Raw genomic sequence first — 17,244 nt, 5'->3', positions numbered from 1 at the left:
CGGTCTGTCGGTGGGACCTGGCACCGTGGAGCCGTGACGACCGCTCTGCTCGACCTGGTCCTGCCGCCACGCTGCGCCGGATGCGACGCACCCGGCGCGCTCGTCTGCCCGGCCTGCTCCGCGGAGCTCCGCGGCGAGCCCGCGTGCCGGATGCCGGTCCCGGCCCCGCCGGGGCTTCCCGAATGCTGGTCCGCCTCCGACTACGCCGGCGCCGCACGCCGGGCGATCATCTCCTACAAGGAGCGGGGCCGTACGGCTCTCGCCCGCCCGCTGGCCGGGGCGCTGGCCCTGACGGCGGGCACCGCGGTGGGCGCCCACCCCGTGGTCCTCGTCCCCGTTCCCAGCGCCCGTCCCGCCCTGCGGCGGCGCGGGCACGACCCGGTGACCCGGCTGGCGGAGCTGGCGGCCGGCTACCTCCGGACCGCCGGCTGGCCCGTGATCGTGGCCGGGATGCTGGCCCACCGGCGCCGACCGGCCGACCAGGCGGGCCTGAGCTCGCTCCAGAGGGCCGAGAACCTGGCTCTGGCATATCGGGTCTCCCCCCGGTGGGGCGACGTCCTGGCGGGCTCCTGGGACGGCGCAGGGGTGGTCGTGCTCGTCGACGACGTCGTCACCACCGGGGCCACGCTCGCCGAGGCGGCCCGGGCCCTCCGGGCGGCGGGGGTGCAGGCTCCGCTCGCCGTGACGCTCGCCGCGACACGCCGCAGGGGCCGGACCGGAAACGGTGACGGAGAGTAAAGAATCGCCCGGATATCGGTCTCGCTTCGGACCTGCGCCTCCCCGTCCCAATCAGGGACGCGGATCGGCTCTGCGGACGCGAGAACCCTTCACATAAAGGGCGGCCCGCGCGGAAAGCGGTCATCCCGGCAGGAGGAGGAATCCTAAGAAAATCACACAAAGTGATCCTCTGGCCGATCGCCAGGCTGACATTCGGCCGGGATACGGATAGCGTCGGAGCATGGCACCCGCTCGGGTCCGTGGTTGCGCCGGGCCGACTCCCGCAAGGGGGCCGGCCGGGTTAGCCGATGCCAGCCGCAGGCGAAACGGTCCACGTAAGACGACTCTTTGTCGATCGATCACGGTGCGGCTTAGAGGTAAGTCCTGCCTTCCCGAGGAGCCAGATGTTCCTCGCCAGAAGAGAAGGGCAGTAGTGGCAGAGAGCTGCGAAACCCTCAGCAGGCGGATGTGGGGACGAAGACCAGGTCGGCCGAGCGGGTGTCGCTGTTCCACCGTCGAGAGCCGAAGGGGGGCTGTGCATGGACATCATCGTCAAGGGTCGGCACACCGGAGTGAGTGACCGATTCCGCGACCATGTGACGACCAAGCTGGCCAGGATCGAGCGTCTGGACCACAAGCTCATCCGCGTTGACGTGGAGGTGTCCAAGGAGCGCAACCCGCGCATCCCAGAGCAGCGCGAGCGGGTCGAGCTCACGATCCACTCCCGCGGCCCCGCGGTACGGGCGGAGGCCTCGGCGGACGACCGCTTCGTCGCCCTGGACCTGGCCCTCGGCAAGCTCGAAGGAAGGCTCCGGCGCATCGCCGACCGGCGCAAGGTCCACCACGGAAACCACGTCCCGCCGTCGGTCGCCGAGCTGACCGCCTCCGCACTCGCCCGCTCCCTCGAGTCCGAGACGGTCCCGGCCCAGGCCAAGCCGGCGGAGCAGGACCTGGAGGTCGACTTCGACCTCCCCGAGGACAAGACGATCGTCCCGATCGAGATGGAGGGCGACGGACCTCTGGTGGTCCGCGAGAAGTTCCACGAAGCAGAGCCGATGACCATCGACCAGGCGCTCCTGGAGATGGAACTCGTCGGGCACGACTTCTACCTCTTCCGAGACAAGGAGAGCGGACATCCCAGCGTCGTTTACCTGCGGCAAGGCTACGACTACGGCGTGTTGCGGCTCGTCGAGCCCTGATCGCGGTGCTCTGAGACCTCTCCGACCATCCCGAGGACCCTGAAAGCCGTGTAATCATGGCGGTCCAACGGCTCTGGCCCCCCGAGGAGGAGGCGTGACGGAACCCGACGAGGCGGCCCGCCCTGCCGGCGGCGACCCGATCCGTGTGCTGATCGTTGACGATCACGCGCTGATCCGCCGCAGCCTGGAGATGGCGCTGGCCGCGGAGGCGGACATCGAGGTGGTCGGCGAGGCGAGCGACGGTCAGGAAGCGGTCGAGCTCGCCGACCGCCTGACACCGGACGTCGTGCTCATGGACGTCCGGATGCCCCGGCGCAGCGGCATCGAGGCCACGAGGGAGATCAAGGCCTCGGCGCCCAGCGTCCGGATCATCATGTTGACGGTGAGCGACGAGGAGGAGGACCTCTTCGAGGCGATCAAGGCGGGGGCCACCGGGTACCTGCTGAAGAACGTGCAGCTCGACGAGGTCCCCGAGGTCGTGCGCGGCGTCCACGAAGGGCAGTCGCTGATCAATCCGGCCATGGCCGCCAAGCTCATCAGCGAGTTCGCGACCATGAGCCGGAAGGAGGCCGAGCGGCCTCCGCAGCTGCCCGTCCCCCGGCTGACCGACCGGGAGATGGAGGTGCTCCGCCTGGTGGCCAAGGGGATGAACAACCGCGAGATCGCCAAGCAGCTGTTCATCTCCGAGAACACCGTGAAGAACCACGTCCGCAACATCCTGGACAAGCTCCAGCTGCACTCCCGGATGGAGGCGGTGGTCTACGCGGTCCGCGAGCGGATGCTGGAGATCACCTGACCGGCGGCCGATCCCGTGGGCGGCCCGCTCCCCGCCCCCCGCTCACGGGATCTCCGCCAGGAGCGCCTCCCGCAGGACGGGCTCCGCGCGGTCGATGCGGACGGCGTCGCAGCCGACCCAGCTCGCGGCCTCGCGGAGGGCCTCGGCCAGCGGCCCGGCGGCCTTGCGCGGGTCGACCCCGGGCTCCAGGCCGATCTGGCGGGCGACGAGGGTGGAGCCCTCGCGCGCCGGGTCGACGCGGCCGATCAGGCGGCCGCCGGCCAGGACGGGCATCGCGAAGTAGCCGTGGACCCGCTTGTCCTTGGGGACGTAGGCCTCCAGGCGGTGGTTGAAGCCGAAGACGCGGGCGGTGCGGGCGCGGTCCCAGACGAGGGAGTCGAACGGCGAGAGCAGGGTCGTGCGGTGGCGGCCGCGGGGACTGCCCTCCAGGGCGGCGGGATCGGCCCAGGCGCTCGCGGAGCGCTCGGGCCAGCCGGGCACGCGGACCGGGACGAGACCGGTGCCGCCGTCGAGCAGGGCCGCGTCCAGCAGCGCGGCGTGCGAGGCGTTGAGCCGGAGGAAGTCGACCAGGTCCGCGCGGGTGGCGACGCCGAGGGCGCGGCCGGCCAGGCGGGCGAGGCGGGTGACGCACTCGGCGTCGGACAGGTCCTCCCCCAGGAGATGACCGGGGACGGCGCGCTCGGCCAGCTCGTAGACGCGGCGCCAGCCGACGCGCCGGGTGCAGACGACCTGGCCGGTGTCCAGCAGCCACTCGATCGCGATCTTGGAGTCGGACCAGTCCCACCAGGGCCCGCCGTTCTTGGCGCCGCCGATGTCGGCGGTCGTGACGGGGCCGTTCAGGCGGACCTGCTCCAGGACCTTGTCCACGGTCGGGGGGACCTCGTGCCAGCGGTACCTCCGCTCGCGGAACGCGCGGCGCCGGAAGGCGTAGAGCGGCCAGTCCTCGATGGGCAGGACGCAGGCGGCGTGGCACCAGTACTCGAAGGCGCGGGCGGGCTCGTCCCAGTAGGCCCGCTCCACCTGCCGTCTGCCGACGGCGCCCAGGCGCGCGTAGGCGACGAGCTCGTGGGAGCGGGCCAGCACGGAGATCGTGTCGAGCTGCACGGCGCCCAGGCGGCGCAGGGCCGCGGACGGGCCGCCTCGGCGGCCCTCGGCGCACAGGAAGCCCTGGGCGCGCAGGATGATCCGGCGGGCCTCGTCGGCCGGGAGCGTGAGGGTCACGGCTGCTCCAGGGGGAGGCGGCGCGTCGTCGCGCGGCGGGTCGGCATGGGCCGAGCGTAGCGACTCACACCGACGAAAATGTTATGCCGGTGTCAAGGGAGGAGGGGGACGTGGTGCGCGGACGGCGGGGCTAGTCGAGGACGCCTTCCCTGCGGCCGAAGGGGGCGCGCGGGGAGTCGAGGATGACGTCCTCGAAGGCGCCGAAGGCCAGCAGGAGGATTCCGCCCAGCACGCAGACCGCCGCGCCCATCCAGAACACGAACCAGTTGGGGCCGGCCGTCAGCGCGATCCCGCCGATGGCGAAGCCGAGTACGCTCACGGTGACGGCCAGCCAGGACGAGGCCCGGCCGCCGTGGCTGACCTCGGGTGTCTCCGCCATTGGTCGTGTCTCCTCATGGACGGTGAGGCGCTCGCGGGCTCTATCTCCGGCGCCGGAGGTGATAGGTGCCGCATACCCCATCATTGGTGTTCTTACTCCTCAAAACGGGCACAGGGAACCGTAGAGGCGGCGAGAGCGTCGTTCATGGTGGCTGTGTCTGGTGGTGGAACCGCCTACGATGGCAGCGGAGAACCATGTCTCGTCCTCATCCGGGCCCCTGAAGGCCGCGGAAGACCTGCGAGGAGCTTTACCTAAAGTGCCAGCCTTTCTCGACAAGATTCTTCGCGCAGGCGAAGGCAAGCTTCTGCGTAAGCTCAAGCGGATCGCCGACCAGGTCAACTCCATCGAGGACGACTTCACGAGCCTGACCGACGCCGAACTGCGCGCGCTCACAGCGGAGTACAAGCAGCGCCACGCCGACGGCGAGTCCCTCGACGATCTGCTTCCCGAAGCCTTCGCCACCGTCCGCGAGGCCTCCCGGCGCGTGCTGGGCATGCGCCACTTCGACGTGCAGATCATGGGCGGGGCCAACCTGCACATGGGCAACATCTCCGAGATGCGCACCGGTGAGGGCAAGACCCTGACCTGTACGCTCCCCGCCTACCTCAACGCCGTCTCCGGCAAGGGCGTCCACGTCATCACGACGAACGACTACCTGGCCAAGCGCGACGCGGAGGAGATGGGCCGCGTCCACCGCTTCCTCGGCCTCGAGGTCGGCGTGATCCTGGCCAACATGGCTCCGGACGAGCGCCGCAAGCAGTACGACGCGGACATCACCTACGGCACGAACAACGAGTTCGGCTTCGACTACCTGCGCGACAACATGGCCTGGTCGCTGGAGGAGTGCGTCCAGCGGGGCCACAACTTCGCCATCGTCGACGAGGTCGACTCGATCCTCATCGACGAGGCCAGGACCCCTCTGATCATCTCCGGTCCCGGTGAGCAGTCCGGCAAGTGGTACGGCGAGTTCGCCAAGATCGTCCCCCGGCTCCGCAAGGGCACCGAGGGCAAGGACGGCGAGGAGAGCACCGGCGACTACGCCGTCGACGAGAAGAAGCGCACGGTCGGCATCTTCGAGTCGGGTGTGGAGAAGGTCGAGGACTGGCTCGGCATCGACAACCTCTACAAGCCCGAGCACACCCACCTGGTCGGCTTCCTCAACAACGCGCTGAAGGCCAAGGAGCTCTACAAGAAGGACAAGGACTACATCGTCGTCGACGGCGAGGTCCTGATCGTCGACGAGTTCACCGGCCGCGTCCTGCACGGGCGCCGCTACAACGAGGGCATGCACCAGGCCATCGAGGCGAAGGAAGGCGTCAAGATCAAGGACGAGAACCAGACTCTCGCCACGATCACGCTGCAGAACTACTTCCGCCTCTACAAGACGCTCTCCGGCATGACCGGAACCGCGGCCACCGAGGCCAACGAGTTCCACCAGACCTACAAGCTCGGCGTCGTCCCGATCCCGACCAACAAGCCGATGATCCGCAAGGACCAGGCCGACGTGGTCTACAAGACCGAGGACGCCAAGTTCATGGCGGTCGTCGACGACATCGCCGAGCGCTACGACAAGGGCCAGCCGGTCCTGGTCGGCACCACGAGCGTGGAGAAGTCCGAGCGCCTGTCCAAGGAGCTCAAGCGCAGGGGCGTCAAGCACGAGGTCCTCAACGCCAAGAACCACGCGCGCGAGGCGGCGATCATCGCGGAGGCGGGCCGCAAGCACGCCGTCACCGTCGCCACCAACATGGCCGGCCGCGGCACCGACATCAAGCTCGGCGGCAGCACCGAGTTCCGCGCCGACGTGGAGCTGCGCAACCGCGGCCTCGACCCGGTCGAGACCCCGGAGGAGTACGACAAGGCCTGGCCCGAGGCGCTGGAGAGGGCCAAGGCGGCCGTCCAGGCCGAGCACGAGGAGGTCACCGACATCGGCGGCCTCTACGTCCTGGGCACCGAGCGGCACGAGTCGCGCCGCATCGACAACCAGCTCCGCGGCCGTTCCGGCCGTCAGGGAGACCCGGGCGAGTCGAGGTTCTACCTCTCGCTCGAGGACGACCTCATGCGCCTGTTCAACTCGGCCCGGGTCGAGATGATCATGACGCGGCTGAACATCCCGGACGACGTCCCGATCGAGTCGGGCATCGTCTCCAAGGCCATCGCCTCCGCCCAGCACCAGGTCGAGCAGCAGAACTTCGAGATCCGCAAGAACGTTCTGAAGTACGACGAGGTCATGAACCGGCAGCGCAAGGTGATCTACGCCGAGCGCCACCGGGTGCTGGAGGGCGCCGACCTGCACGAGCAGATCCGCGGCTTCGTCGGCGACGTCGTCGACGACTACGTCAAGGCCGCCACGGCCGAGGGCTTCTCCGAGGAGTGGGACCTCGACAAGCTGTGGAAGGCGCTGGGCCAGCTCTACCCGATCAGCGTCAGCATCGACGAGATCGTCAAGGAGGCGGGCGGCCGGGAGGAGCTCTCCGCCGCGCTCATCGACGAGCGGGTGAGGGCCGACGCGCTGGCCGCCTACGACCGCCGCGAGGAGGAGCTGGGCGCCGAGGCCATGCGGGAGCTGGAGCGCCGGGTCATCCTGTCGGTCCTGGACCGCAAGTGGCGCGAGCACCTCTACGAGATGGACTACCTCCAGGAGGGCATCGGCCTGCGCGCGATGGCGCAGCGCGACCCCCTGATCGAGTACCAGCGCGAGGGCTTCGACATGTTCTCCCAGATGCTCGACGGCATCAAGGAGGAGTCGGTCGGCTACCTGTTCAACCTCGAGGTCGAGGTGCAGACCAACCCGATCGTCGAGGAGAACGAGGCGGAGGAGGACGAGGCCACCGCCGAGGTGCGCTCGATCATCGCGCGCGGCCTGCGCGGCCCCCAGCGCCCCTCCGAGCTGCAGTACACCGCGCCCGGCGAGCGGGGCGAGGTGGAGCAGACGCGGGTCAGCACCCGCGAGGAGCGCGACGCCTACGGCAACGTCGAGCGCAACGCCCCGTGCCCCTGCGGCTCCGGCAAGAAGTACAAGCGCTGCCACGGAGACCCCAAGCACACCCAGGCCTGACCCGCCGCGCAGGGCCCGCACCCGTCACGGGTGCGGGCCCTGCGCGTCTCCGGCGTCAGGGCGTCGTCTCGAACTCGGTGCAGAGCCACTGCACGCCCCTGCGCTCAAGTCTGAGCGCCAGTCCGCGGTGCCGCTCGCCGCAGCGCACGAGCACGCACATCTCCACCACCCCGTCCCGGGGCTGGGACAGGTGCAGCCGTCCGGCCCGGGGCGGACGCGGGCAGTCGAAGACCTTCCCGGCGCGGACCAGCTCGGCCTGGGTCCGCTCGGTCGTGTGGCGGGACACGCTGGAGGGCGGGCGCCGGCCGGCCAGGATCTCGGCGAAGGCCTGCCCGAGTGCCCGCAGCCGCCGCTCGTCCGGGACCGCTCCCGGCGGCCCCCAGATCAGCGGCCGCCGGATGGGGGACTCGGCGGGCTCCGGCTCGCGGGCCAGGGCGAGCGTCCCCCGCACGTACGGCGGGGCGGCCTCGGCGCGGCCGGGCGGGCGCTCGTCGTCGTAGGGCGGCTCCGCCGAGGGGGAGGACACGATCCGGGGGAGCGGCACCGGCCGCAGGGGGCGTGGCATGGAGACTCCGGGTTCTCGTCTGTTGACCTGACGCATCTAGGAGTTTCCGGTCCGCCGCCCAGATACGTCCCGCGCCAACTTTCCGGGAACCGCAGCCGTTTCGTCCCTCCAGGGGGAGAAGATCCCCTGAAGCTGGAGCGGTGCCCTCCGGACGGAGCCGGGTTCCGGAACCGCTCACGCCCTCCGGCGGACAGCCGAAACGCCTCAGGCCGCGCCTGGCCCTGAGCCGGCCGTACCGGACGGCTCGCCGTCCTCGGGCCCGCGGCCCGGGGTGGCCAGGTTCAGCCTCCTGATCATCACCGTGAACAGCAGGTAGTAGACGACGAGGTAGACCAGGCCGAACCCGATGATCAGGCCGAGTCCGTGGGTGTTCGACTTGCCGGCGTTGAGGAGCATGTCGATGCCGCCCGCGGAGAAGGTGAACCCGAGCCGGGCCCCGAACTCGGCCATCAGGGCCATCGAGACGCCGGTGAGCAGGGCGTGCACCACGAACAGGGCCGGCGCGACGAAGACGAAGGCGAACTCGATCGGCTCGGTGATCCCGGTGAGGAACGCGGTGAGCCCGGCGGAGAGCATGATGCCGCCGACGGTCGCGCGCCGGTGCGGCGGGGCCGCCCGCCACATCGCGACGGCCGCTCCGAGCAGGCCGAACATCATGACGGGGAAGAAACCGGTCATGAAGATCCCCGCCCCGTCCTGGCCCGCGAAGTAGCAGTTCAGGTCGCCCGCGGCGCTCCGGGTGGCGCCGCCGTCCCCGGCCCGGCACTCGGGCAGGGTGAACCAGACGATCGTGTTGAGGAAGTGGTGCAGGCCGACCGGGATGAGCAGGCGGTTGGCCACGCCGTAGAGGCCGGCGCCCTCGGTGCCGTGGGCGGAGAGCCAGTCTCCCACGGTGACCAGCCAGTCGCCGACCGGGAGCCAGAGCAGGCCGAAGAGCACGCCGAGGAGGAGCGCGGCGACCGCGGTGGCGATCGGGACGAACCGGCGGCCGCCGAAGAAGGCGAGCCAGGCGGGGAGCCGGGTCCGGTAGTAGCGCTGCCAGAGCAGGGCCGCGGTGATGCCGATGACGATGCCGCCGAGGACGCCGGTGGGGTTCTGCGCTCCGAGGTTGAGCAGGGGAGCGGGCTGCCCGTCGGGGCCGGCGACGGTGAGCGCGACCTTCCGGTGCACCGCGGAGTCCGGTGCGGCGGCGAAGAACAGGGTCCTGGAGACCCGGTCGAAGACGAGGTAGCCGACGAGCGCGGCCAGGGCGGTGGAGCCGTCGGCCTTGCGGGCGAAGCCGATGGCCACGCCGATCGCGAACAGCAGCGGCAGGTTGTCGAAGAGCGCTCCGCCGGCGGCGGCGAAGACGCCCGCCACCCGGTCGAGGAAGGCGTTGTCGCTGCGGCCCAGCAGGTCGTCCTGGCCGAAGCGGAGCAGCAGCCCCGCCGCGGGCAGCACGGCGATGGGCATCATCAGGGAGCGCCCCACGCGCTGGAGGACCGAGAGGACGGACGACCATGCCGATGGCCCGCGTTCGACGGCTGCCGTGCCCATCCTGAACCCCCGCGTCCGTGGTGGCGTGCGGGGGGCACAGCCGGTATGTACCACTCGGGGCGCCGGACTACACGGGGCTCCGGGGCCGCGTCCCCGGAGGGAGGGGTCAGGCGGGCCTGGCGGGAGGGGGCGCCTCGCCGGACTCCGCGTCGGGCTCGGGTTCGCGGCCGGGGGTCATGATGTTCAGGCGTCTGATCAGGAAGCCGAACACGGCGTAGTAGACCACCGCGTAGACCAGGCCCATGGCGATGACGACCGGGATCCCCCGCGCGTTGGCGGCGGTGCCGTACAGGCCGAGGTCGATCAGGCCGGAGGAGAAGCTGAAGGCGAGTTTGGCGCCCAGCGCGGAGGCGACGGCGAGGGAGACGCCGGTCAGGACGATGTGCACCACGAACAGGACCGGCGCCACGAAGATGAAGGCGAACTCGATCGGCTCGGTGATCCCGGTGAGGAACGCGGTGAGCGCCGCGGAGACCATGATGGAGCCGACCGCGGTACGGCGGTGCGCCGGGGCGGCCCGCCAGATGGCGAGCGCCGCGGCGGGCAGGCCGAACATCAGGACCGGGTAGAACCCGGCCTCGAAGCCGCCGTAGCCCTGCACGCCGTTGTTGAAGCAGACCAGGTCGCCGGCGAGCCGCTTGCCGGTCTCCGTCACGCACTCGGGGACCTGGGTCCACACGACGTTGTTGACGATGTGGTGCAGGCCCAGGGGGAGCAGGGCGCGGTTGACCATGCCGTAGATCCCGGCGCCCAGGGTGCTGTTCTCCGCGAGCCAGGCGCCGAAGGCGCGGACCCAGCCGCCCAGGACCGGCCAGACGAAGCCGAAGAGCACGCCGAGCACCAGCCCGGCGAAGGCGGTGATGATCGGCACCAGGCGCCGGCCGCTGAAGAAGGCCAGGGCGGTCGGGAGCTTGGTGCGGTGGAAGCGCTGCCAGAGCAGGGCCGCGGTGATGCCGATGACGATGCCGCCGAGGACCCGGGTCGGATTCTGCGCGCCGGGGTCGAGCACCGCGGTGGGCGCGCCCGGGTTCGCCGGGTCGAAGACCTGGGTGGTGATCGACTTCTTCAGCTCGTCGTCGAACAGCGTGAAGAACATGTTCATGCTGACGGCGTGGAAGACGAGGTAGCCGACGAGCGCGGCCAGGGCGGTGGAGCCGTCGGCCTTGCGGGCGAAGCCGATGGCCACGCCGATCGCGAACAGCAGCGGCAGGTTGTCGAAGAGCGTGTCCCCGGCGGCGGCGAAGACGCCCGCCACCCGGTCGAGGAAGGCGTTGTCGCTGCGGCCCAGCAGGTCGTCCTGGCCGAGCCGGAGCAGCAGCCCCGCCGCGGGCAGGACCGCGATCGGGAGCATGAGGGAGCGGCCGAGGCGCTGGAGCACGCTCATCACGGCGGACCAGGCCGGGGCGGAGGCGGGCCGGCCCGCGTCCGCCGGGGTGGAGCTCATCGGACTTTCCTCCGGGGGGTGGGAGCTCAGAGGAGGTCAGCTGCGGCGCGCCGGCGTCTCCAGGATGGTGCGCAGCTGGTAGCGGTCGGCGCGGTAGGTGGAGATCCCGAGCTCGGCGCAGACGCCTCCGGCGAACGAGCGCTGCTGGAGCAGGAGCACGGCTCCGCCGCGCGGGAGCTTCAGCAGGTCGGCGTCGTCGGGGTCGGCGATCCCGGCGTCGATGGTGAGCTCGCCGGCGTCGAGCACCAGGCCGTAGTGGGTCTCCAGCATGGAGTACAGGGAGCGGCCGGTCAGGTCGTGCTCGCCGAGGTCGGGTGCGAGGGCGACCGGGATGTGGGAGCGCTCGATGCACATGGGCTCGTCGGCGGCGGTGCGCAGCCGCTCGATGAAGTGCACCTCGTCGCCGGGCTGGATGCCGAGCTCGCGTGCGAGGTGGGCGCTGGCCCGGACCACCCGGCGGTCCAGGTCGCGGGAGCCGGGCTCCATGCCCCGGGCGCGCATCTCGTCGCTGAACGAGGTCAGCCGGAGCGCCATCTCGATCTTGGGGCGGGCCACGAAGGTGCCCTTGCCCGCGACGCGCTGCAGACGGCCCTCGGAGACCAGGTGGTCGACCGCCTGCCGTACCGTCATCCGCGACAGCCCGAAGCGCTGGCAGAGCTCGCGCTCGGACGGGATCGCCGTGCCGATGGCCAGCTCGTGGCTCTCGATCAGGTCGAGCAGGATCTCCCGGAGCTGGAAGTACTTGGGTACCGGGCTGTCCGGATCGATCTGCGCCAAGGGGTCTCCTCCCCTCTCGATTCCACTATGTCCGATGAGCTATGGTTTGCACTGGTCTAGTCCGGACTAGACCACAGGCCGGAAAAGGGTGTCAACGTACGGACCGGCGACGGATCGATAACGGCCCGATCGCGCCTGTCCCAACCGAAGGATGAGCGCGAGATGACGACCAAGATGCGCAGCGAGATCGCCGAGCAGCCCGCTGCGCTGCAGGCCACGCTGGACGCCCTTCTCCCCAGGATCGGGGAGGTGGAACGGCTCGCGGGGCAGACGCGTCAGCTGCTGTTCATCGCCCGTGGCACCTCCGACAACGCCGCAGTCTACGGCCGTTACCTCGCCGAGGCACACGCGGGCCGCCTGTCCACCCTCGCCGCCCCCTCGATCGCCACCACCTACCGGCGCAGGCTGGACCTCGACGGCGTGCTGGCGGTCGGCCTGTCCCAGTCCGGCCGGACCGAGGAGATCGTCGAGACCCTGGCCTGGGCGAAGGACTGCGGAGCCAGGACCCTGGCGATCACCAACGGCGGCGAGCAGAGCCCGCTGGCCCAGGCCGCCGACCTCGCCCTGTGCACGCTCGCCGGCGAGGAGAAGGCCGTCCCGGCCACCAAGACCTACACCACGCAGCTCGCCGCGCTCGCCGTACTCGCCCTCGGCCTGGGCGCCGACGTCGACCCCGCCGACCTGCGGCGGGTCCCCGAGGCCGTGGAGAAGCTGGTCGGCGACCCGGGCGACCTGGACGCGGTCGTCGACGGCCTGGCCGACAAGCCGGGCGTCGTGGTCTCCGGCCGGGGCCTCGCCTTCTCCACCGCGCTGGAGACCGCGCTCAAGCTCAAGGAGGCCTGCTACCTGCACGCCATGGGCCTGTCCTACGCCGACCTGCTGCACGGCCCGATCGCCGTGGTCGACGCCGACACCCCGGCGATCCTGGTCGCGGCGGACCAGGGCCCGACCCTGGCCGGCACCGTGGCGCTCGCCGAGCGGGTCACCGGCGCCGGCGCCGCGGCCTTCACCGTCGGCGGCGGCACCGCGCTCGCCGCGGCGGGCACGGCCGCGCTGAACGGTCCGGACCTGCCGGAGTGGGTCGCCCCGCTCGGCCTCGTCGTCCCCGGGCAGCTGCTGACCGAGGCCCTCGCGCGCCGGCTGGGCATCGACCCCGACGCGCCGCGCGGCCTCAACAAGGTCACCCAGACGGACTGAGACGGTTGCGTCGTTTAGCCTGGTCATGGCCTTGGCCCCAGGACCGGCAACGCTAGGAGGGCGACATGGCGGCAGACGCCGACGCGATCATCGCGGGTCTCGGCGGTGCGGACAACATCATCGCGATCGAACCGTGCATCACCAGGCTCAGGACCGAGGTGCTCGACGCCTCCAAGGTCGACCAGGCCGCCCTCAAGGCGGCCGGAGTCCACGGCGTCATGGCCGCGGGGAACGTCGTCCAGGTGGTGGTGGGTCCCGAGGCCGACACGATCGCCAGTGACATCGAGGACGTCATCGGCTGACCGAGGCCGGGCCGCCCCCGCCGCGGCGGGGGCCGCGGAGGGGGTGTGATGACCACTGTTCTGGCTCCGGTCGCGGGGGCGGCCGTGGGCCTGGAGGCGGTGCCCGACCCGGTGTTCTCCGGAGGGCTGGTCGGCCCGGGGGCGGCGATCGACCCGGCCAGGGAGCCCGGTCGCGCGCTCTCCCCCATCGACGGGAAGATCGTCAAACTGCACCCGCACGCCTTCGTCGTCGTGGGGGACGACGGCCGGGGGATCCTCGTGCACCTCGGGATCGACACCGTGCAACTGCGGGGCGAGGGGTTCGAGCCGCTGGCCGCCGAGGGCGACCGGGTGCGCGCCGGCCAGCCCGTGGTGGCCTGGGACCCGGCCGCGGTCGAGGCGGGCGGCCGGTCGCCGGTCTGCCCGGTGGTGGCGCTGGACGCCTCCGAGGGATCCGTCACCGGGCTCGCGGAGGGAACCGTGGGCGCCGGCGACGAGTTGTTCGAGTGGAGATAGGGGGCCGGCGACCGCCGGGATTGCGCCCGGGGCGGCGGGTATGAGGTGCGTGGGCGTCGCGACCGCCCGCCTCTGCGCGGGTCCGGCGGCGGCAGGCCCGGCGGGAGCCGACCGGTCCCGCCGACCATACGAGCGACCGGCGGTCTAGACCGCCGGGCCGAGCCATTCAGGAGGACCCGTGGCAGAGCGCCAAGTCACCGTCAAGGCCGAGGTCGGCCTGCACGCCCGCCCCGCCGCGACGTTCGTGCAGACCGCGGCCAAGTCGTCCCTGGACGTCACCGTCGCCAAGGCCGGCGGGCAGCCGGTGAACGCCAAGAGCATCCTCGGGGTCCTCTCGCTCGACGTCCGCCAGGGCGACAGCGTGGTGATCAGGGCCGAGGGGGAGGGCGCCGAGGAGCTTCTCGACCGGCTCGCGGACATCGCCTCGGCTCCGTGAGCACGTTCACGGGCGTGGGGGTCAGCCCGGGCGTCGGCTTCGGAGCCGGCCACGTCGTCGTCCACGAGATCCCGGTGCCCCCGCCCGGTGCCCGGCACGGCGGGGACGCCGAGGCGGAGCGGGCCAGGGCCGCGGACGCGCTGGAGCAGGTCGCACGGGACCTGGAGCGGAGGGGAGCCCTGGCGGGAGGCGAGGGGCAGAAGGTCCTGGACGCCCAGGCCCTGATGGCCCGCGATCCCGGCCTGGCGGCAGAGGTGGCCGAGCTGGTCGGCGCGGGCGCGAGCGCCTCCCGCGCGGTCTACGAGGGGTTCGGGCGCTACCGGGAGATGCTCGCCGGGGCCGGGGGCTACCTGGGCGCGCGGGTCGCCGACCTCGACGACGTCAGGGACCGGACGATCGCCGTCCTCGACGGCCTGCCCGTGCCCGGCGTGCCGGACCGGACCGCGGAGCCGTACGTGCTCGTCGCCCGCGACCTGGCCCCGGCCGACACCGCGCTGCTCTCCCGGGACGTGGTGGCCGCCTTCGTCACGGAGGAGGGCGGGCCGACCAGCCACACCGCGATCATCGCCAGGGCGATGGGCGTGCCCGCCGTCGTGGCCTGCCCGGGCGCCACGGCCATCGCCGCGGGCACGCCGGTGCTCGTCGACGGAGCCTCCGGGCTGGTACGGCTCTCGCCGTCCGAACAGGAGGTGGAGGCCGCCCGCAGGGCCGCCGCGGCCCGCGAGGCCGTGCTCGCGGCGGGCAACGGGCTCGGGGCCACCGCGGACGGCCACCCGGTCCCGCTCCTGGCCAACATCGGGGGGCCGGGCGAGGTGGAGAGCGCGCTGGAGCACGGCGCCGAGGGCGTCGGGCTCTACCGGACCGAGTTCCTCTTCCTGGGCCGGGAGCAGGCGCCGTCGGCGCAGGAGCAGGAGGCGGCGTACGCGGAGGTGCTGAAGGCGTTCCCCGGGGGGCCGGTGGTGGTGCGGACGCTGGACGCGGGGGCGGACAAGCCGCTGGCCTTCCTGCCGGCGAAGGCGGCGGAGCCGAACCCGGCGCTGGGAGTGCGCGGATCACGGCTCTTCCAGGCGCATCCGGAGATGATGCGCGAGCAGCTGGAGGCCCTGGCGCGGGCCGCCGCCCAGGCCTCCGCCAGGGTCCAGGCGATGGCCCCGATGGTGGCGACCGCGGAGGAGGCGGCGCGGTTCGCGGCCGCCTGCCGGGAGGCCGGGCTGCCGTCCGCGGGCGTCATGGTCGAGATCCCCTCGGCCGCCCTGCGCGCCGCCGACCTGGCGGCCGAGGCCGACTTCTTCTCCGTCGGCACCAACGACCTGGCCCAGTACGCCTTCGCCGCCGACCGCCAGCTGGGCGCGCTGACCGCGCTCCAGGACGCCTGGCAGCCCGCCCTGCTCGACCTGGTCGCCATGGCCGCCGCCGGGGCCGCCGGGCAGGGCAAGCCGTGCGGGGTCTGCGGGGAGGCCGCCGGCGACCCGGTGCTCGCCTGCGTGCTGGTCGGCCTCGGCGTCACCTCGCTCTCGATGGCGGCCGCCTCGCTGCCCGCCGTACGGGCCGTGCTGGCGCGGCACACCCGGGAGCAGTGCACGCTCGCCGCCCAGGCGGCCAGGGCGGCCGTCTCCCCGGCCCCGGCGCGCGCCGCCGCCCGCTCGCACCTGCCGGGCCTGGCGGAGCTGGCCCTGTGAGGCGCCGGCCCCGAGTCCCGCGGCCGGCGCTCCGGTCGCTCCCTTCCGACACGCCGGTAACCGGAGCGTCCGGCCGCCGGCGCGGATAGCGTGGTCGGCATGGTTCGGAGCATGCGTACGGCGGGTCTTGCAGTGATCGCGGCGATGGTGGCCGCCGGGTGCGCGGCGGGATCGGGGGCGGCCACCGCGCCCGCCCCGGGGGCCACCGCGCCCACCGTGCCCACCGCGGCCTCCCGGACCCCCGGCACCTCCTCGCCCCCGGCGACGCCCGCCTCCGGGGTGGAGGCCGTGCTCGCGGGGATGAGCACCGGGGAGAAGGTCGGCCAGCTCTTCATGCCGGTCCTGTACGGCCCCGCGGCCGACACGGTCTCGGGGGAGAACCGGGCCCGCTTCGGCGTGGACACCCCGGCCGGGATGATCGCCAAGTACCGCCCCGGCGGCGTGATCCTGTTCCCCTGGGCGGAGAACGTCAAGAACGTCGGCCAGCTCGTCGCCCTGACCAACGGCCTGCAGCAGGCCTCTCCCGAGATCCCGCTGCTGATCGGCGCCGACCAGGAGAACGGCCAGGTGTCCCGGCTCGCGCCGCTGGTCACCAAGCTTCCCGGCGCCTCGGTGATCGGTTCCACCGGCGACCCGTCGCTGGCCCGCCGGGCGGCCGAGGCCACGGGCGCCGAGCTGCGGGCGCTCGGCGTCAACCTCGACTTCGCCCCGGTCGCCGACGTGAACGTCAACCCGCGCAACCCGGTGATCGGCCCGCGCGCCTACGGCTCGGACCCGAAGAAGGTCGCGCCGATGGTCGCCGCGGCGGTCCGGGGCTTCCACGACGCCGGGGTCGCCGCCACCGCCAAGCACTTCCCCGGCCACGGCGACACCAACGTGGACAGCCACTCCGGCCTCCCCGTGATCAGGCACTCCCGCTCCCAGTGGGAGAAGCTGGACGCGCCGCCGTTCGCCGCGGCCATCGGCGAGGACGTCGACATGATCATGAGCGCCCACGTGGTCATGCCCAGGCTCGACCCGTCCGGCGACCCGGCCACGCTCTCCAAGCCGATCCTGACCGGGCTGCTCCGGCAGAAGCTCGGCTTCGACGGGGTCGTCTCCACCGACGCGCTGGACATGGAGGGCGTGCGCAAGAAGTACGGCGACGGGGAGGTGGCCGTGCGGGCCGTGCTGGCCGGGGCGGACCTGCTGCTGATGCCGCCGGACTACCGCAAGGCGCACGCGGCGGTGCTGGCCGCCGTGGAGTCCGGCAGGATCTCCGCCGAGCGGCTCGACGAGTCCGTACGGCGGCTGCTGACGCTGAAGGCCGCCCGGGGCATTCTGCGGAAGGCGCCGGTCGCCGACCCCGCCGAGGCGGAGCGGACGCTGCGCTCGGCCGAGCACCGCGCACTCGCCTCCCTGATCAACCGCAGAGCCCGCTGACCCCGCTCCCGCCGCGTGGACCGG

The 17,244-nt window shown here is 72.3% G+C and carries 16 protein-coding genes; 10 read left to right on the top strand and 6 right to left on the bottom strand.

What is annotated here, in order from left to right; translation table 11 throughout:
• Positions 1-33 precede the first annotated feature (33 nt).
• From FHS22_RS06715 to FHS22_RS06705, 3 genes are all read left to right on the top strand, one after another.
• A complete protein-coding gene (locus FHS22_RS06715; RefSeq protein WP_184939365.1) occupies positions 34-738 on the top strand; it encodes a ComF family protein in 705 nt (234 codons plus the stop codon).
• 518 nt (positions 739-1,256) lie between these two features.
• On the top strand, positions 1,257-1,916 hold the full coding sequence (gene hpf, locus FHS22_RS06710; RefSeq protein WP_184939363.1) for a ribosome hibernation-promoting factor, HPF/YfiA family: 660 nt from the start codon (positions 1,257-1,259) through the stop codon (positions 1,914-1,916).
• A 94-nt stretch (positions 1,917-2,010) separates the two neighbouring features.
• Positions 2,011-2,712 (top strand): response regulator, encoded by a 702-nt coding sequence (locus FHS22_RS06705; RefSeq protein ID WP_184939361.1) that lies wholly within the window; start codon positions 2,011-2,013, stop codon positions 2,710-2,712.
• A 42-nt stretch (positions 2,713-2,754) separates the two neighbouring features.
• On the opposite strand, the gene FHS22_RS06700 is transcribed toward FHS22_RS06705, so the two are convergent.
• Complete coding sequence (locus FHS22_RS06700) at positions 2,755-3,933, bottom strand: winged helix-turn-helix domain-containing protein (RefSeq protein ID WP_184939360.1); 1,179 nt, start codon at positions 3,931-3,933, stop codon at positions 2,755-2,757.
• Positions 3,934-4,063: 130 nt separating this feature from the next.
• Entirely contained in the window at positions 4,064-4,312 is a 249-nt protein-coding gene (locus FHS22_RS06695; RefSeq protein WP_184939358.1) for an HGxxPAAW family protein, read from the bottom strand.
• Between the two features lie 256 nt (positions 4,313-4,568).
• Between FHS22_RS06695 and secA the strand changes: the two genes are divergently transcribed.
• Positions 4,569-7,367, top strand: a complete 2,799-nt coding sequence (gene secA / locus FHS22_RS06690) for a preprotein translocase subunit SecA (RefSeq protein ID WP_184939356.1) — start codon at positions 4,569-4,571, stop codon at positions 7,365-7,367.
• Between the two features lie 55 nt (positions 7,368-7,422).
• Here secA and FHS22_RS06685 read toward each other — a convergent pair whose 3' ends face one another.
• The 4 genes from FHS22_RS06685 to FHS22_RS06670 form a co-directional block, all read right to left on the bottom strand.
• Positions 7,423-7,932, bottom strand: a complete 510-nt coding sequence (locus tag FHS22_RS06685) for an Rv3235 family protein (RefSeq protein ID WP_184939355.1) — start codon at positions 7,930-7,932, stop codon at positions 7,423-7,425.
• Positions 7,933-8,136: 204 nt separating this feature from the next.
• Positions 8,137-9,468, bottom strand: a complete 1,332-nt coding sequence (locus tag FHS22_RS06680; protein WP_184939353.1) for a PTS transporter subunit EIIC — start codon at positions 9,466-9,468, stop codon at positions 8,137-8,139.
• Between the two features lie 106 nt (positions 9,469-9,574).
• Positions 9,575-10,912, bottom strand: coding sequence for a PTS transporter subunit EIIC (locus tag FHS22_RS06675; RefSeq protein ID WP_184939351.1), 1,338 nt, complete (start codon positions 10,910-10,912; stop codon positions 9,575-9,577).
• Between the two features lie 36 nt (positions 10,913-10,948).
• Positions 10,949-11,689, bottom strand: a complete 741-nt coding sequence (locus tag FHS22_RS06670) for a GntR family transcriptional regulator (RefSeq protein ID WP_184939350.1) — start codon at positions 11,687-11,689, stop codon at positions 10,949-10,951.
• Positions 11,690-11,851: 162 nt separating this feature from the next.
• Here FHS22_RS06670 and FHS22_RS06665 point away from each other — a divergent pair, with 162 nt between their 5' ends.
• The 6 genes from FHS22_RS06665 (at position 11,852) to FHS22_RS06640 (ending at position 17,220) form a co-directional block, all read left to right on the top strand.
• On the top strand, positions 11,852-12,886 hold the full coding sequence (locus tag FHS22_RS06665) for an SIS domain-containing protein (RefSeq protein ID WP_184939349.1): 1,035 nt from the start codon (positions 11,852-11,854) through the stop codon (positions 12,884-12,886).
• Positions 12,887-12,951: 65 nt separating this feature from the next.
• Positions 12,952-13,188, top strand: coding sequence for a PTS sugar transporter subunit IIB (locus FHS22_RS06660; RefSeq protein WP_184939348.1), 237 nt, complete (start codon positions 12,952-12,954; stop codon positions 13,186-13,188).
• A 48-nt stretch (positions 13,189-13,236) separates the two neighbouring features.
• Positions 13,237-13,683 carry a PTS sugar transporter subunit IIA gene (locus tag FHS22_RS06655; protein WP_184939346.1) on the top strand — a complete coding sequence of 149 codons (447 nt, stop codon included), beginning with the start codon at positions 13,237-13,239 and terminating at the stop codon, positions 13,681-13,683.
• Positions 13,684-13,861: 178 nt separating this feature from the next.
• Complete coding sequence (locus FHS22_RS06650) at positions 13,862-14,119, top strand: HPr family phosphocarrier protein (RefSeq protein ID WP_184939344.1); 258 nt, start codon at positions 13,862-13,864, stop codon at positions 14,117-14,119.
• A complete protein-coding gene (gene ptsP, locus FHS22_RS06645) occupies positions 14,116-15,798 on the top strand; it encodes a phosphoenolpyruvate--protein phosphotransferase (protein ID WP_184939343.1) in 1,683 nt (560 codons plus the stop codon). The genes FHS22_RS06650 and ptsP overlap by 4 nt, the downstream gene beginning before the upstream one ends.
• A 99-nt stretch (positions 15,799-15,897) precedes the next feature.
• The gene (locus tag FHS22_RS06640; protein WP_260407720.1) at positions 15,898-17,220 is read left to right on the top strand and encodes a glycoside hydrolase family 3 protein; all 1,323 of its coding nucleotides are present in this window, start codon (positions 15,898-15,900) and stop codon (positions 17,218-17,220) included.
• Positions 17,221-17,244: the final 24 nt, after the last annotated feature.

Origin of the sequence: Thiemannella venezuelensis, from assembly GCF_014203605.1 — a bacterium.
Classification (GTDB): domain Bacteria; phylum Actinomycetota; class Actinomycetes; order Streptosporangiales; family Streptosporangiaceae; genus Planomonospora_A; species Planomonospora_A venezuelensis.
Note: the sequence above shows the minus strand (reverse complement) of the source record. Positions and strands in the feature narration are given on the sequence as shown.

Coding starts and splice junctions, on each gene's coding strand:
- FHS22_RS06660 (WP_184939348.1), top strand. CDS start 12,952: ATGGCGGCAGACGCCGACGCGATCATCGCGGGTCTCGGCGGTGCGGAC.
- FHS22_RS06680 (WP_184939353.1), bottom strand. CDS start 9,468: ATGGGCACGGCAGCCGTCGAACGCGGGCCATCGGCATGGTCGTCCGTC.
- hpf (WP_184939363.1), top strand. CDS start 1,257: ATGGACATCATCGTCAAGGGTCGGCACACCGGAGTGAGTGACCGATTC.
- FHS22_RS06655 (WP_184939346.1), top strand. CDS start 13,237: ATGACCACTGTTCTGGCTCCGGTCGCGGGGGCGGCCGTGGGCCTGGAG.
- FHS22_RS06685 (WP_184939355.1), bottom strand. CDS start 7,932: ATGCCACGCCCCCTGCGGCCGGTGCCGCTCCCCCGGATCGTGTCCTCC.
- FHS22_RS06695 (WP_184939358.1), bottom strand. CDS start 4,312: ATGGCGGAGACACCCGAGGTCAGCCACGGCGGCCGGGCCTCGTCCTGG.
- FHS22_RS06665 (WP_184939349.1), top strand. CDS start 11,852: ATGACGACCAAGATGCGCAGCGAGATCGCCGAGCAGCCCGCTGCGCTG.
- FHS22_RS06675 (WP_184939351.1), bottom strand. CDS start 10,912: ATGAGCTCCACCCCGGCGGACGCGGGCCGGCCCGCCTCCGCCCCGGCC.
- FHS22_RS06640 (WP_260407720.1), top strand. CDS start 15,898: ATGGTTCGGAGCATGCGTACGGCGGGTCTTGCAGTGATCGCGGCGATG.